Source organism: Azohydromonas lata NBRC 102462 (assembly GCF_001571085.1).
GTDB classification, from domain to species: Bacteria; Pseudomonadota; Gammaproteobacteria; order Burkholderiales; family Burkholderiaceae_C; genus Azohydromonas; species Azohydromonas lata.
In genome coordinates this window covers 15,133-30,113 of the sequence record NZ_BCTC01000019.1, presented here as the reverse complement: position 1 = coordinate 30,113, position 14,981 = coordinate 15,133, and the positions used below count along the sequence as shown (strand labels likewise).

At 69.0% G+C, this 14,981-nt stretch carries 12 protein-coding genes; 5 read left to right on the top strand and 7 right to left on the bottom strand.

The window, feature by feature from the left end; translation table 11 throughout:
• Positions 1-52 precede the first annotated feature (52 nt).
• Entirely contained in the window at positions 53-1,672 is a 1,620-nt protein-coding gene (locus ALA01S_RS09315) for a phosphoethanolamine transferase (RefSeq protein ID WP_169805886.1), read from the bottom strand.
• A 240-nt stretch (positions 1,673-1,912) separates the two neighbouring features.
• Here ALA01S_RS09315 and ALA01S_RS09310 point away from each other — a divergent pair, with 240 nt between their 5' ends.
• Positions 1,913-3,853, top strand: a complete 1,941-nt coding sequence (locus tag ALA01S_RS09310) for an LTA synthase family protein (protein ID WP_066335143.1) — start codon at positions 1,913-1,915, stop codon at positions 3,851-3,853.
• A 135-nt stretch (positions 3,854-3,988) separates the two neighbouring features.
• On the opposite strand, the gene dnaJ is transcribed toward ALA01S_RS09310, so the two are convergent.
• From dnaJ to ALA01S_RS09280, 6 genes are all read right to left on the bottom strand, one after another.
• Entirely contained in the window at positions 3,989-5,143 is a 1,155-nt protein-coding gene (gene dnaJ, locus ALA01S_RS09305; protein WP_066335141.1) for a molecular chaperone DnaJ, read from the bottom strand.
• A gap of 90 nt (positions 5,144-5,233) precedes the next feature.
• Positions 5,234-7,195, bottom strand: a complete 1,962-nt coding sequence (gene dnaK, locus ALA01S_RS09300) for a molecular chaperone DnaK (protein WP_066335139.1) — start codon at positions 7,193-7,195, stop codon at positions 5,234-5,236.
• Between the two features lie 91 nt (positions 7,196-7,286).
• Entirely contained in the window at positions 7,287-7,868 is a 582-nt protein-coding gene (gene grpE, locus ALA01S_RS09295; RefSeq protein WP_066335135.1) for a nucleotide exchange factor GrpE, read from the bottom strand.
• A 104-nt stretch (positions 7,869-7,972) separates the two neighbouring features.
• Positions 7,973-8,410, bottom strand: coding sequence for an RNA-binding S4 domain-containing protein (locus ALA01S_RS09290; RefSeq protein WP_066335133.1), 438 nt, complete (start codon positions 8,408-8,410; stop codon positions 7,973-7,975).
• On the bottom strand, positions 8,407-9,858 hold the full coding sequence (locus tag ALA01S_RS09285; protein ID WP_238455743.1) for a sensor histidine kinase: 1,452 nt from the start codon (positions 9,856-9,858) through the stop codon (positions 8,407-8,409). The genes ALA01S_RS09290 and ALA01S_RS09285 overlap by 4 nt, the downstream gene beginning before the upstream one ends.
• On the bottom strand, positions 9,855-10,535 hold the full coding sequence (locus ALA01S_RS09280) for a response regulator transcription factor (RefSeq protein WP_066335129.1): 681 nt from the start codon (positions 10,533-10,535) through the stop codon (positions 9,855-9,857). Before ALA01S_RS09280 ends, ALA01S_RS09285 begins: the two co-directional genes overlap by 4 nt.
• A gap of 98 nt (positions 10,536-10,633) precedes the next feature.
• On the opposite strand from ALA01S_RS09280, the gene ALA01S_RS09275 reads away from it, so the two are divergent.
• From ALA01S_RS09275 to ALA01S_RS09260, 4 genes are all read left to right on the top strand, one after another.
• A complete protein-coding gene (locus ALA01S_RS09275; RefSeq protein WP_066335127.1) occupies positions 10,634-11,596 on the top strand; it encodes a tripartite tricarboxylate transporter substrate binding protein in 963 nt (320 codons plus the stop codon).
• A 1-nt stretch (position 11,597) separates the two neighbouring features.
• A complete protein-coding gene (locus ALA01S_RS09270; RefSeq protein WP_066335124.1) occupies positions 11,598-12,098 on the top strand; it encodes a tripartite tricarboxylate transporter TctB family protein in 501 nt (166 codons plus the stop codon).
• Positions 12,099-13,622 (top strand): tripartite tricarboxylate transporter permease, encoded by a 1,524-nt coding sequence (locus tag ALA01S_RS09265; protein WP_066335122.1) that lies wholly within the window; start codon positions 12,099-12,101, stop codon positions 13,620-13,622.
• Between the two features lie 192 nt (positions 13,623-13,814).
• The gene (locus tag ALA01S_RS09260) at positions 13,815-14,909 is read left to right on the top strand and encodes a porin (protein WP_066335120.1); all 1,095 of its coding nucleotides are present in this window, start codon (positions 13,815-13,817) and stop codon (positions 14,907-14,909) included.
• Positions 14,910-14,981: the final 72 nt, after the last annotated feature.

Genomic DNA, 14,981 nt, shown 5'->3' with positions numbered 1-14,981 from the left:
GGGATTCACCCGATCCAAAGCGGGCCTTGCAAAGCCCGCCCCGCCGCAAAGTTCAGGGCTTGCGGCAGCTTTTGAAAATGTCCAGCTCGGGGCGGTAGGCGCTGGTTTGCACCTGCATCCAGCCCAGCACGCTGTGGGAGAGGTGGTCGTGCGACAGCGCCTCGTCGCGCCGCTGGCGCAGGCAATCCAGGCTCAGGCCCGTGGCGGCTTCGGTGGCCCGTGGCCACCAGGCGACCATGGGCACGTGCTTTTGGGCGCGCGGCGCCATGCCGTAGGGCAGGCCGTGCAGGTACAGGTTGTTCTCGCCCAAGGACTCGCCGTGGTCGGACACGTACAGCAGCCCCGGCGTCCAGGCCTGGGTGCGCTGCTGCAGCCAGCCCGTCAGCGCCGTGAGCACCTGGTCGGTGTAGGCGATGGAGTTGTCGTAGGCGTTCACCAGCGCCTGCGGGTCGCAGTGCTGCAGCGCGGTGTTGGTGCACTCCGGCTGGAAGGGTTTCGCATTTGGCGGCGAGCGCAGGAAGTAGGCCGGGCCGTGGCTGCCCATCTGGTGCAGCACCAGCACGACGCCGCGCTCACGCTGGTCGGCAGGCAATTGCGCCAGGCGCTCGTCCAGGCCGTGCAGCAGCGCCATGTCCAGGCACTCGCCGTCGGCCTTGCAAAGTTGCGACGGCAGGGGCGGCGCGCCGACAGGCAGATCGCTGGCCATGGCGTTGTGCACACGATTGCACAAGCCCTTGCAGCCGGACTGGTTGTCCAGCCACAGCACGGCCAGCCCGGCGTGCTGCAGCACGTCCAGCAGGTTTTCCTGCGGTTGCTTCAGCGACTGAAAGCCCTCGCGGCCCAGCAGCGAAAACATGCACGGCAGCGAAGCGGCCGTGCTGGTGCCGCAGGACGTCACGTCGGTAAAGCTCACCACCGGCAGCTTGGACAGGCCCGGGTTGGTCGGCCGGCCGTAGCCGTTGAGCGAGAAGTGGTCGGCGCGCGCCGTTTCGCCCACCACCAGCACCAGCAGCGGCGGCGGCGTGCCGGCGCGGCGGGCGGCGAGCGCGGCATCGCGGCCGGCGGGGGCGGGCGGTTCGTCGCGGCGGGTGGAGCGCTCGTCCACCAGGGCGCGCGTGAACGAGTACCAGCCGTTGATGGGGCTGATCATGTAGCGCAGCGTGGTGTGGTTGCGCATGAGCGAGGAGAAGTCGGCGAAGGTCGCGTAGATCAGGCCCGCCGCCACCGCCAGCCCACCCACGAACATCGCCACGTTGCGGGTTAAACCGCGCCACAGCCCCGGGCGGGCCAGCGGGCGCCGCCACAGCCACAGCATCGGCAGCAGCGCCAGGAACGTGAAACTCAAGAGCAGCGGCAGGCCCAGCAGGTCGCGCACCTCGCGCGCGTCGGTCTGCAGCACGTTGACCATCATGGTCGTGTCCAGCACCACGCCGTAGCTGCCCATGAAGTGCGCCGCCCCCGCGGTGCACAGCAGCGCGAAGCTCAACAGCGGCTTGACCAGCCGCGGCCACGCCAGCGGCGCCAGCAGTGCGGCCAGCACCCCGGCGATGCCCAAGCCCATGCACGAAGCCAGCAGCGGGAGCCGACCGCCCTGCAGCTCCGGCAGCGACATGAGCTGCCGCCACAGCGGCCAGTTGCCCGGCCCTGCGCACCACAGTGCGCACAAGATCACGAGAGCCTGCGGCGTCCACGCGCCGTTGGGCGCTGCGGTACCGCCTGGAAATGACAATCCTTTTCTCATCGGCCGTGATTGTCGGCGAGCGGCACAAGCCGTCCCCCGGCAAGCCCCGCCAGACCGTGTGCGCGGGGTGTTAAGAAGCTCTTCAGACACCGCCGCCACACTGCGCCCGGCCCGGCATTCGCCTGGCCTTTTCTTTTCCAGCCGGCTCCAGCGCGGGGCCCTGCAGTACCCATGTCCAATGCTTTCGCGGGCGCCGGCCTGACTCGGTGGTTTCCTCAGCGCTTGAAACCCCTGGTGCCGCTGGTGCTGGGCTTCGTGCTCTTCAACGCCCTGGTGCGGCTGGGCCTGCTGGCTTTCAACGGCCAGTGGTCGCTGGTGCTGCCGTGGCGGCTGCTGCCCATCCTGGGCATAGGCGCCTTGTTCGACCTGGGGGTGGCCACCTTCTTCCTGCCGCCGCTGGGCTGGCTGCTGCTGGCCTGGCCGGCACGGCGCACGCGCGGGCTGCGCTGGACGCTGCTGGCGTTGCTGCTGCCGCTGTGCGTGCTGGCGGTGTTCGTCGCCGCGTCGGAATTCACCTTCTGGAACGAGTTCGCCTCGCGCTTCAACTTCATCGCGGTGGACTACCTCGTCTACACCAACGAGGTGCTGGGCAACATCCGCGAGTCCTACAACATGCCGCTGCTGCTCTCGGCCGTGGGCGCGGTGGCGCTGACGCTGTGGGTGCTGCTGGTGCGCCGGCTGAGCCGGCCGCAATTGTGGAGCGACTTCGCCCTGTCCTGGCGCCGCCGCGCCGTGGCCGCCCTGGCGCTGGCTGCCGCTCCGGTGCTGGCCTACGTCAGCCTGGACGCGCGCTACAAGGAGTTCAGCGAAGACGCCCAAGCCAACGAGCTGGCGGGCAACGGCTACTTCGACTTCTGGCACGCCTTCTGGCACAACGAGATCGACTACGAGCGCTTCTACAGCACCGTGCCGGACGCGCAGGCCGCCGCCACGCTGTCGCGCACGTTGGGCAGCCCGTCGGCCGCCAACCCGTTTGACCGTGACGTGGAGCACCAGGGGCCGGAGAAGCGGCTCAACGTGGTGCTGGTGTCGGTGGAAAGCCTCTCGGCCAGCTTCCTGGGCAGCTTCGGCAACCAGGAGGGCCTCACGCCGCACCTGGACCGCCTGGCCAAGGACGGGCTGCTCTTCACGCGGCTCTACGCCACGGGCACGCGCACGGTGCGCGGGCTGGAGGCGCTGTCGCTGAGCGTGCCGCCCACGCCGGGCCACTCCATCGTCAAGCGCCCGGACAACGGCGACCTCTTCACCGTGGGCGAGGTGTTCAAGAGCAAGGGCTACGAGCCGCTCTACATCTACGGCGGCTACGGCTACTTCGACAACATGAATGCCTTTTTCGGGGGCAACGGCTACACCGTCATCGACCGCACGGCGCTCAAGGCCGACGAGATCCACTTCGAGAACATCTGGGGCGTGGCCGACGAGGACCTCTTCAGCCTCACCCTGCGCGAGCTCGATGCCCGCGCCGCCGCCAAGAAGCCTTTCTTTGCCCACGTCATGACGACGTCCAACCACCGGCCCTACACCTACACGGCCGGGCGCATCGACATCCCGTCCAAGACCGGGCGCGAGGGCGGCGTGAAGTACACCGACTGGGCCATTGGCGACTTCATCGAGCGCGCCAGGCAAAAGCCCTGGTTCGACGACACCGTCTTCGTCATCGTGGCCGACCACACCCACAACGGCCGCGGCCGCCAGGAGCTGCCGCCGGACAACTACCACATCCCCATGGTGATCTACGCGCCCAAGCACGTCGCGCCGGGGCGGGTGGAGAGCATCGCCTCGCAGATCGACGTGGCGCCCACGCTGCTGGGCCTGCTGAATTTCAGCTACCACAGCCGCTTCTTCGGCCAGGACATCCTGCGCGAGGGCCAGACGCACCAGCGCGCGCTGCTGGCCAACTACCAGACGGTGGGCCTGTACGAGGAGGGGCGCGTGGTCGAGCTCAAGCCCGGCGCGCGCTCGCGCGTGGTCGATGCCGAGTCCGGCCAGGAGATCGCCCAGGACGACGCGCTCAGCCGCCGCCTGCGCGACGAGGCCATCGCCTACTACCAGGTGCCCGCCAAGGCCTACAGGAAGGGCGAGCTGCGCCTGTCGGCCATGCCGTTGCACTGAGGACCGGCCGGCGCGCCACGCGCACAAAAAAGCCCCGCGGCCTGTGCAGCCGCGGGGCTTTTTGCCTTGTGGCGAGCGTCGCCCGGCGACCCGGGTCCGCTCGACTGCCTATCGGACCCGGAGCGCCCGCGCGGCCTACTTGAAGAGGTCCTTGATGCGGTCGGTAAAGCTCTTGGCGTTGGGCGAGTGGCGGTCGCCGGACTTGCGGAAGGACTCGTCCAGCTCCTTGAGCAGCTTGCGCTGGTGCTCGGTGAGCTTGACGGGCGTCTCCACCGCGACGTGGCAGTAGAGGTCGCCCGGGTAGCTGGAGCGCAGGCCCTTGATGCCCTTGCCACGCAGCCTGAACGTCTTGCCGTGCTGGGTGCCCTCGGGCAGCTCGATCTCGGCCTTGCCGCCCAACGTGGGCACTTCCACCGCGCCGCCCAGGGCGGCCAGCGTCATGCCCACGGGCACGGTGCAATGCAGGTCGTCGCCGTCGCGCTCGAAGATCTCGTGCTGCTTGATGCGGATCTCGATGTAGAGATCCCCCGGCGGGCCGCCGTTGGTGCCGGGCTCGCCGTTGCCGGCCGAGCGGATGCGCATGCCCTCGTTGATGCCGGCGGGGATCTTCACCTCCAGCGTCTTTTGCTTGCGCAGCTTGCCCGCGCCGGAGCACGTTGGGCAGGGCTCGGGAATGATGCGGCCCGTGCCGTGGCAGTGCGGGCAGGTCTGCTGGATGCTGAAGAAGCCCTGGCGCAGGTGCACCGTGCCGGAGCCGCCGCACGAAGGGCAGGGCTTGGGCGAGGTGCCGGGCTTGGCGCCGTTGCCGTGGCAGGTTTCGCAGGTCTCCCAGCTCGGGATGCGGATCTGCGTTTCCTTGCCGTTGGCCGCCTCCTCCAGCGTGATCTCCATGGTGTAGCTGAGATCGCCGCCGCGGTAGACCTGCTGGCCGCCGGGGCCGCGCCGGCCGCCAGCGGCTCCGCCGCCCTGGCCGAAGAGGTCGCCGAAGATGTCGCCGAAGGCTTCCGCGAAGCCGCCGAAGCCTTCCGGCCCCGGACCACGCCCCGCGCCCATGTTGGGGTCCACGCCCGCGTGGCCGTACTGGTCGTAGGCGGCGCGCTTTTGCCCGTCGGAGAGCATCTCGTAGGCCTCCTTGGCCTCCTTGAACTTCTCCTCGGCCTTCTTGGCATCGTCACCCTGATTGCGGTCAGGGTGGTATTTCATGGCCAGCTTGCGGTAGGCCTTCTTGATGTCCTCTTCGCTGGCGTTCTTGGCCAGTCCAAGGACCTCGTAGTAATCACGCTTTGCCATGGCAATGGATGCTCTATGCAAAAAGCCCCCGTGTGCGCCTCAAAGCCCACACGGGGGTGTTTCAGAAGTCAGTCAGGCTTTAGCGGCGCGTCACTTCTTGTCTTTGACTTCCTTGAACTCGGCGTCCACGACGTTGTCGTCGGCGGGGCGCGAGCTCGAAGCGGACGGACCACCTTGCGGCGCCTCGCCGCCCGGGGCAGCACCGGTACCAGCGGCGCCGGCCGCGGCCTGGGCCTCGGCGTAGACCTTCTCGCCCAACTTCTGGCTGGCCGTCATCAAGGCCTCGGTCTTGGACTCGATGGCGTCCTTGTCGTCGCCCTTGAGTGCTTCCTCGGTGTCCTTGAGCGCGGCCTCGATCTTGTCCTTCTCGCCCGCGTCGAGCTTGTCGCCATGCTCGCCCAGGCTCTTGCGCACGGAGTGCACCAGCGCCTCGCCCTGGTTGCGGGCCTGCACCAGCTCAAGCTTGCGCTTGTCCTCGGCGGCGTTGATCTCGGCGTCCTTCACCATCTTCTCGATCTCGGCTTCGGAGAGGCCCGAGTTCGCCTTGATGGTGATCTTGTTTTCCTTGCCCGTGCCCTTGTCCTTGGCCGAGACGTGCAGGATGCCGTTGGCGTCGATGTCGAAGGTCACCTCGATCTGCGGCACGCCGCGCGGCGCGGGCGGGATGCCTTCGAGGTTGAACTCGCCCAGCGACTTGTTGCCGGAGGCCATCTCGCGCTCGCCCTGGAAGACCTTGATGGTCACGGCCGGCTGGTGGTCGTCGGCGGTGGAGAAGGTCTGCGCGAACTTGGTCGGGATGGTCGTGTTCTTCTTGATCATCTTCGTCATCACGCCGCCCAGGGTCTCGATGCCCAGGGACAGCGGGGTGACGTCCAGCAGCAGCACGTCCTTGCGCTCGCCGCCCAGGACCTGGCCCTGGATGGCGGCACCCACGGCCACGGCCTCGTCGGGGTTGACGTCCTTGCGCGGCTCCTTGCCGAAGAACTCCTTGACCTTCTCCTGCACCTTGGGCATGCGGCTCATGCCGCCGACCAGGATCACGTCGTCGATGTCGCTCACCTTGACGCCGGCGTCCTTGATGGCCACGCGGCAGGGCTCGATGGTGCGCTGGATCAGCTCATCGACCAGCGCTTCGAGCTTGGCGCGGGTGAGCTTGATGTTCAGGTGCTTGGGACCCGAGGCATCGGCCGTGATGTAGGGCAGGTTGATGTCGGTCTGCGTGCTGTTGGACAGCTCGATCTTGGCCTTCTCGGCGGCTTCCTTCAGGCGTTGAAGGGCCAGCACGTCCTTGGTCAGATCGACGCCTTGCTCCTTGCGGAACTCGGTGACGATGTAGTCGATGATGCGCTGGTCGAAGTCCTCGCCGCCCAGGAAGGTGTCGCCGTTGGTGGACAGCACCTCGAACTGCTTCTCGCCGTCCACGTCCGCGATCTCGATGATGGAGATGTCGAACGTGCCGCCGCCCAGGTCGAACACGGCGATCTTGCGGTCACCCTTGCCGTGCTTGTCCAGGCCGAAGGCCAGGGCCGCGGCGGTGGGCTCGTTGATGATGCGCTTGACGTCCAGGCCGGCGATGCGGCCGGCGTCCTTGGTGGCCTGGCGCTGGCTGTCGTTGAAGTAGGCGGGCACCGTGATCACGGCTTCCGTCACTTCCTCGCCGAGGTAGTCCTCGGCCGTCTTCTTCATCTTGCGCAGCACCTCGGCGCTGACCTGGGGGGGCGCGAGCTTCTTGCCGCGCTCTTCCACCCAGGCGTCGCCGTTGTCGGCGGCCACGATCTTGTAGGGCATCAGGTCGATGTCCTTTTGCACTTCCTTCTCGGTGAACTTGCGGCCGATGAGGCGCTTGACCGCGTAGAAGGTGTGGCGCGGATTGGTGACGGCCTGGCGCTTGGCGGAAGCGCCGACCAGGATTTCGCCGTCTTCCTGGTACGCGACGATGGAGGGCGTGGTGCGCGTGCCTTCGCTGTTCTCGATGACGCGGGTGCTGTTGCCTTCCATCACGGCCACGCACGAGTTCGTGGTGCCGAGGTCAATGCCGATGATCTTGCCCATGTTTTGCTCCTGATCTCAGGGAGGATGTCTGGTTGTTCTGGGAAGTGCGGCCAGGCACGGAACTTTCAAGTCCGCGCCGCCGCCTTGGTTTTCACTTGGGGGCGGCCACCGTCACCAGGGCCGGGCGCAGCACGCGCTCGGCGATCAGGTAGCCCTTTTGCAGCACGGTCACCACGGTGTTGGGCTCCTGCTCGGCGGGAATCATGCTGATGGCCTGGTGCTGGTGGGGGTCGAAGCGCGTGCCCGCGGGCGGGGCCACTTCCACCACCTTGTTGCGCTCCAGGGCCTGGCTGAGCTGGCGCAGCGTGGCCTGCACGCCTTCGAGCACCTGCGCGGTGTTTGCGCCGGGGTTGGCGACGGCCGCTTCCAGGCTGTCCTTGACGGGCAGCAGGCTCTCCGCGAAGGACTCGACGGCGAACTTGCGCGCCTTGGCCATCTCCTCCTCGGAGCGGCGGCGCACGTTTTCGGTCTCGGCCTTGGCACGCAGGTAGGCCTCGGACACCTCGGCGTGGCGCGCTTCCAGCTCGCTCAGGCGCTGCTCCAGCGAGGGGGCTGCGCCCTGCGCCTCGGCGGCGCCGTTGGGGGCCGAGCCGGCGTCAGCGGCGGTGGTGTGGTCGGCGGCCGGCGGCACGTGGGCCGCGTCGGGGGTCGTGGTGTTGTCGGTCTGGTTCATGGGTGTGTGTCACTCCAACGCCTCGACACCTGGGGACGATCTCCCGGGCTTCAAGAGGGTCAATGCAAAAAAGATGCGGCCGGTTCAGAACGGGCGGGCTGCCTTCAATCCCTGAGCTTGGCGCTCCAGCGGTCCCATCCGACGCGCTGGCGCTGCTCGCGCTCGATGTCGCGCCGGTCGCGCTTGGTGGGCCGGCCGTTGACGATGCTTTGCGCCGGCTCAATGCCCTGGCGCCGCTGCTCGGCGGCGACGCGGCGGGCCTCCAGGCTTTCCGGGGTTTCGGCGTACAGCGCCTGCGCCAGCGGCGCGGGGCCGCGCACCTCGCTGAGGGCGCGCACCTCCACTTCGCGCAGCACGCCTTGCTGGCGCCAGGAGACGCGGTCGCCGGCTTTCAATTCGCGCGAGGCCTTGGCCACCTGGCCGTTGACGCTGATGCGGTTCTTGCCGATTTCCTCGGACGCCAGCCCGCGTGTCTTGAAGAAGCGGGCTGCCCACAGCCACTTGTCCAGCCGGACGCGTTCCTGAAGAGGTAGTTCGATCATTGGGCGCGATTGTCGGACAGTGCCAGGCGCACCACGGCGTCCAGGCCTTCGGTGCGGTCGCCCGCGCCCCGGTCCAGCAGCTCGATGCGGCCACCCAGCGACATGGCGATTTCGTGGCAAATCGCAAGCCCAAGGCCGGAGCCGCCCGGGCTGCCGGAGGCGAAGGGCTCGAACAGATGGCGGCGCACCTGCGGCGCCAGGCCCGGCCCGTCGTCGCGGATGGTGAGCACGGCCTGCCCGTCGATGTGCTGCAGCCGCACCAGCAGCAGCGCCCGCGTGTGGCGTATGGCGTTGTGCAGCAAATTGCGGGTGAGCTCGCGCAGCGACCATTCGTGGGCGTGCACGAGGGCAGGGCCGTCCTGCAGGTCCAGCTCGAAGTCCAGGTTGCGCTGCGCGATCAGCGCCGAGAGCTCCAGCGCCAGCGCGTGGACGATGGCGGCCCAATCGCTCACCGGCGCGTCCTGCTGGCGGCGCAACTGCTCGACCTTGGCCAGGGCCAGCATCTGGTTCACGAGTTGATTCGCACGGTCCACCGTGGTGTTGATCTCCTGCAGCCCTTCCTGCGGCGCCACGTCGCCGCGCAGCGCCGACTGCACCTGCACCTTGAGCACCGCCAGCGGCGTGCGCAACTGGTGCGAGGCGTCGCGCACGAAGCGCTTTTGTTGCGCCGCCGCCTGCGCCAGCCGCGCCATCACGGCGTTGGTGGCGGCGATCAGCGGCTGCAGCTCGCGGGGCGCGTCCGGCGCATGGATGGGCGACAGCGCCGCTTCGTCGCGCGCGGCCACCTCCTCGCTGATGCGGCGCACCGGCGCCGTGGCGCGCTGCACCACCCACACCACCACCAGCGCAATCACCACCACCAGCAGCCCCTGGCGCCACAGCGCATCCAGCAGCATCTCGCGCGCCAGCGAGCGGCGCAGCTCCAGCGTCTCGGCCACCTGGATGGTCGCCATGCCCTGGCCCAGGTCGGAAGCCACCGGCTGCAGCAGCACGGCCATGCGCACGGGCATGCCCTGGTAGGTGCCGTCGTAGAAGTCCACGAGGGCCGCGTAGGCCGGGCGGTCGGGAATGCGCCCCTGCCAGCGGGGCAAGTCTTCGAAGCCCGACAGCAGCTCGCCGTTGAAGCCGTTGACGCGGTAGAAGAGGCGGCTGCGGTTGTCGGCCTCGAAGGCCTCCAGCGCCGCGTAGGGCACGGTCGCATGCAGCCGCACCTTCCCGCCGTCGCGCGTGAGGAAAAGCATCTCGCCAATGGATTTCGCCGAGGCCAGCAGCGTGCGGTCGTAGGCCAGGTCGGCCGCGCGCAGCGCCTGGCGGTACAGGCTCCAGGCGTTGAAGCTCACCAGCGCCAGCACCGGCACCAGGATGCCCAGCAGCAGCCGCGCGCGCAGCGACAGCCGCGCGGCGTGCACGGCGGCGTCCTTGCCGTTTGGGCCGGTGGCCGCCGTCACGCCGGCGCCTGCAGCAAGTAGCCCAGGCCGCGCAGCGTCACGAGCTGCACGCCGGTGGCGCCCAGCTTCTTGCGCAGCCGGTAGGCCACGACTTCTATGGCCTCCGGCTGTACCGCGGCGTCGCCCGCGAACACGATGTCGAAAAGCCGCTCCTTGGCCACCGCGTGCCCGGGCTTGCCCAGCAGCGCGCGCAGCAGCGCCGCCTCGCGCGGGGCCAGCTCCAGCGGCTTGTCCAGGTGGTAGACGGCGCCGCTGGCGGCATCCACCCGCAGCCCGCACCAGCTTGGCGGCTCCACGGCGCCGCTGCCGTTGCCCCCGCCGCGGCGGCGCACCAGGGCGCGCAGACGTGCCTCCAGCTCGTCCAGGTCGAAAGGCTTGGCCATGTAGTCGTCCGCGCCGGTGTTGAGGCCCAGCACGCGGTCGCCCACCGTGCCGCGCGCGGTGAGGATGAGCACCGGGGCGTCCAGCCCTTCCGCGCGCGCCTGCGCCAGCACCTGCAGCCCGTCCACGTTGGGCAGCGACAGGTCCAGCACCACGGCGTCGGGCACCGCCGCGCGCCAGCGCTCCAGCGCGCGGGCGCCGTCGCCGCAGGTGCTCACCTGGATGCCGCGGCGCTCCAGCGAGCGCTGCATGGCGGCCTGCATGGCCGCATCGTCTTCCACCAGCAGCAATCTCATGCGCTACAGCTCCGTAATTTCCCTGATGTGTTTGACAGCCGATCGACAGCGCCAATTTCAAGAATCCCCCCAGCCCTCAAGACAACAAGGAGACATCCATGCGTCGAGACACTTTCCTGCGTTCCCTGGCCGCGCTGGCCGCCGTGGGTGCGCTGCCGCTGTCGGCCCGCGCCGCCGGTGCCAATCTCAAGATGATGATCCCCGCCAACCCCGGCGGCGGCTGGGACACCACCGGCCGCGCCCTGGGCAAGGCCTTGATGGAGGCGGGTGCCGCATCGTCCGTCAACTATGACAACAAGGGTGGCGCGGCCGGCGCCATCGGCCTGGCGCAGTTCGTCAATGCCAGCAAGGGCGACCCGAACGCGCTGATGGTCATGGGCGCCGTCATGCTCGGCGGCATCATCACCGGCAAGCCTCCCGTCAACGTCACGCAGGCCACGCCGCTGGCGCGGCTGCTCAGCGAATCGCAGGTCTTCGTCCTGCCCGCCAATTCTCCCTTCAAGTCCATGAAGGACGTCGTCGAGCAGATGAAGAAGGACCCGGGCAGCGTCAAGTGGGGCGGCGGCTCGCGCGGCTCCACCGAGCACATCGCCGTGGCCATGCTGGCGCGCGAGGCCGGTGTCGATCCCACCAAGATCAACTACGTCGCCTTCCGTGGGGGCGGCGAGGCGGTGGCCGCCATCCTGGGCGGCAACGTCACGGTGGGCGGCAGCGCGCTCACCGAGTTCGGCGAGTACATCAAGGGCGGCAAGATGAAGCCCATCGCCGTGACGGCCGAGCAGCGCCTGAAGGGCCTGGACGCGCCCACGCTCAAGGAGCAGGGCTACAACGTCGTGATCAGCAACTGGCGCGGCGTCTACGGCGCCCCCGGCATCACGGCCGAGCAGCGCAAGGCGCTGATCGACATGGTCACCAAGGCCACGCAGGCGCCGGCCTGGACGCAGGCGGTGCAGACCAACGGCTGGACGCCGGCGCTGCTCACGGGCGACGCCTTCGGCAAGTTCGTGGACGACGAGTTCGCGAGCCTGCGCGCCATCATGGCCAAGTCCGGGATGGTCTGACATGAGCCAGCGCACGGCACAGACGCTGGTGGGCCTGGCGGCGCTGGCCGCCGGTGGCCTGCTGGCCTGGGGGGCCTCGGGCATCCCGGCCGACGCAGGCTATGCCGGCGTCGGCCCCAACTTCCTGCCCTGGCTGGTCACGGTGGCGCTGCTGCTGTGCGGCGGCTGGCTGCTGTTCGAGGCGGCCACGGGGGGCTTCCGGCACATGGAGGAAGCCGACGACGAGGAGGGCGGCTTCTGGGGCGGCTTTGTGTGGGTGTCGGCCGGGCTGCTGGCCAACGCGGCGCTCATCGAGCGCGTGGGCTTCATCCTGAGCTGTGCGCTGTGCTTCATGCTGGCCGTGCGTGGCTTCAAGTCGGCGCAAGGGCGCACCGACCGCTCGCCGCTTTCCTTCGTGAAGGACTTCCTCGTCGGCCTGGCCATTGCCGCGCCGGTGTACTGGATGTTCACGCAGGGTCTTGCAATCAACCTGCCGGGGCTCACCGGCACGGGGTGGCTGTAAATGGATATCTTGAATGCCCTGCTGCAGGGCTTTGCCACCGCCGGCACGCCGGTGAACCTGTTGTGGGCGCTGGTGGGCTGCACCATCGGCACGGCCGTGGGCGTGCTGCCTGGCATCGGCCCGGCCACGGCGGTGGCCATGCTGCTGCCCATCACGCTCAAGGTGGACCCGACGGCGTCCATGATCTTCTTCGCCGGCATCTACTACGGCGCGATGTACGGCGGCTCGACCACGTCCATCCTGCTCAACACGCCGGGCGAGGCCGGCTCCATGGTCACGGCCATGGAAGGCAACAAGATGGCGCGCAGCGGCCGTGCGGGCGCCGCGCTGGCCACGGCGGCCATAGGCTCCTTCGTGGCGGGCACCATCGCCACGGTGCTGGTGACCTTCTGCGCGCCGCTGGTGGCGAAGTACGCGGTGCTGCTTGGGCCGCCCGAGTACTTCATGCTGATGGTGCTGGCCTTCTGCACCGTGACCGCGGTGCTGGGCAAGAGCACGGTGCGCGGCCTGACGGCGCTCTTCATCGGCCTGGCCATGGGCCTGGTGGGCATCGACCAGATCACGGGCCAGGCGCGCTACACGGCGGGCATGCCCGAGCTCATGGACGGGCTGGAAGTGGTGCTGATCGCGGTGGGCCTGTTCGCCGTGGCCGAGTGCCTCTACGCCGTGCTCTACGAGGGCAAGACGCAGGAGACGCAGAACAAGCTCAGCCGCGTGCACATGACGCGCGACGAGTGGCGCCGCTCCTGGCCCGCCTGGCTGCGCGCCACCTTCATCGGCTTTCCCTTCGGCACCATCCCGGCCGGCGGCAGCGAGATTCCGACCTTCCTGAGCTACGCCACGGAGAAGAAGCTCTCCAAGCACAAGGAAGAGTTCGGGAGCACCGGTGCCATCGAGGGCGTGGCCGGCCCCGAGGCGGCCAACAACGCCGCCATCACCGCCACGCTCATTCCGCTGCTGACGCTGGGCATCCCCACGTCCAACACGGCCGCCATCCTGTTGGGCGCCTTCCAGAACTACGGCATACAGCCCGGGCCGCAGCTCTTCGACAACAACGCCGCGCTGGTGTGGGCGCTGATCGCCTCGCTCTACATCGGCAACGTGATGCTGCTGATCCTGAACCTGCCGCTGGTGGGCTTCTGGGTGAAGCTGCTCAAGGTCCCGAAGCCGCAGCTCTACGCCGGCATCCTGATCTTCGCCACGGTGGGCGTGTACGGCATGCGCCAGTCCGCGTTCGACCTGGTGCTGCTCTACGCCATCGGCATCCTGGGCGTGGTGATGCGCCGCTTCGACTTCCCCACCGCACCGGTGGTGGTGGGCATGATCCTGGGCCCGCTGGCCGAAGCGCAGTTGCGCAACGCCCTGTCCATTGGCGAAGGCCACTGGAGCGTGCTGGTGCAGCGCCCCATGTCGGCCACGCTGCTGGCGGTCGTGGTGGCGGTGCTGGTGCTGCCGCGCTTCATGGCCTGGCGCCGCCGCATGAAGAGCGGCCCGCGCACGCCCGCGCCCATCCCGCACGGCTGACGCGCCACCCGCGGCTTCCTCGACAGGAAGCCGCTTCCCGTTCATCCGACTCATGCCGCGCGCGGCCCTTCATCGGGCTGCTTCGCGGCCGGGTTCGCGCCGCCGGTGGCAAGGCCGGCGGCGTGAAACAACAAGCCCGGACCCAGCCGAAACGGCGGCCCGGGGCAGTTCATCACCAAGAGGAGATACCCCATGAAGAAACTCGCCATCGTGCTGGCCGCGCTGCCCGCCGCGGCCGCCGTGCAGGCCCAGTCCACCAACGTCCAGCTCTACGGCCTGGTCGATGCCGGCGTGGAAGTCGTCAACCACGCCTCGGCCACGGGCGGCAAGGTCACGCGGCTGACCTCCGGCGGCATGAACACCTCGCGCTTCGGCCTGCGCGGCTCCGAGGACCTGGGCGGCGGCCTCAAGGCCATCTTCCAGCTCGAAGGTGGCCTCTTCATCGACGAAGGCAAGTCCGACGGCAACCTGTTCGGCCGCCAGGCCAACGTGGGCCTGGAAGGCGGCTTCGGCCGCGTCATCGCCGGCCGCTCCTACACCACGGCCTACGACTTCATCCTGCCCTTCGATCCCATGGGCTACGCGCCGGCCTACTCCTGGGCCACCACGGGCCACGGCACCCCGGTCAACGCCACCACCGGCACGCCCGTCAACAAGTACGGCATGACCACGGGCGCCAGCAACCTCGTCAAGTACCAGGGCACGTTCAGCGGCGTGAAGGTCGGCGCGACCTACGCCTTCGGCGAGCAGACCACGGGCGCCTCCGACGGCTCCACCGTGATGCTGGGCCTGGGCTACGCGGCCGGTCCCTTCAGCACCGCCGCCACCTACGAGCGCACCAACGGCCTGTCCACCGCCACCGGCCACGACAAGACCACCGTGGCCCAACTGGGCGTGGGCTATGCCCTGAACGACACCTGGTCGCTCAAGGGGGCCTATCGCTATTACAAGAAGAACCTCGCCGCTGCCGCGGCGGTGGACCTGCGCGGCGACACCTGGTGGGCCGGCGTCAACTACCAGGCCACCCCGGCGCTGGGCCTGACCGCCGCCGTGTACCGCGTCAACGTCAAGGACGTGGCCACCGGCCCCGAGGCCGATCCGACGATGTTCGTCTTCCGCGCCAAATATGCGCTGTCCAAGCGCACGGACCTCTACGCCGTGGCCGCCCACGCCCGCGCCAAGAACGACCAGTTCGTCGGCCTGACCCGCAGCGGCAGCACCGAGGGCGTGACCGGCTTCAGCGACACCCAGACCGGCGCCATGGTCGGCGTGCAGCACCGCTTCTAAGCGCATTGCGCGCCCTCCCGGCCTGGTGCCGGGAGGCTGCCGGCCCATGCCGGCCTGCGCCGGCACCAGGCC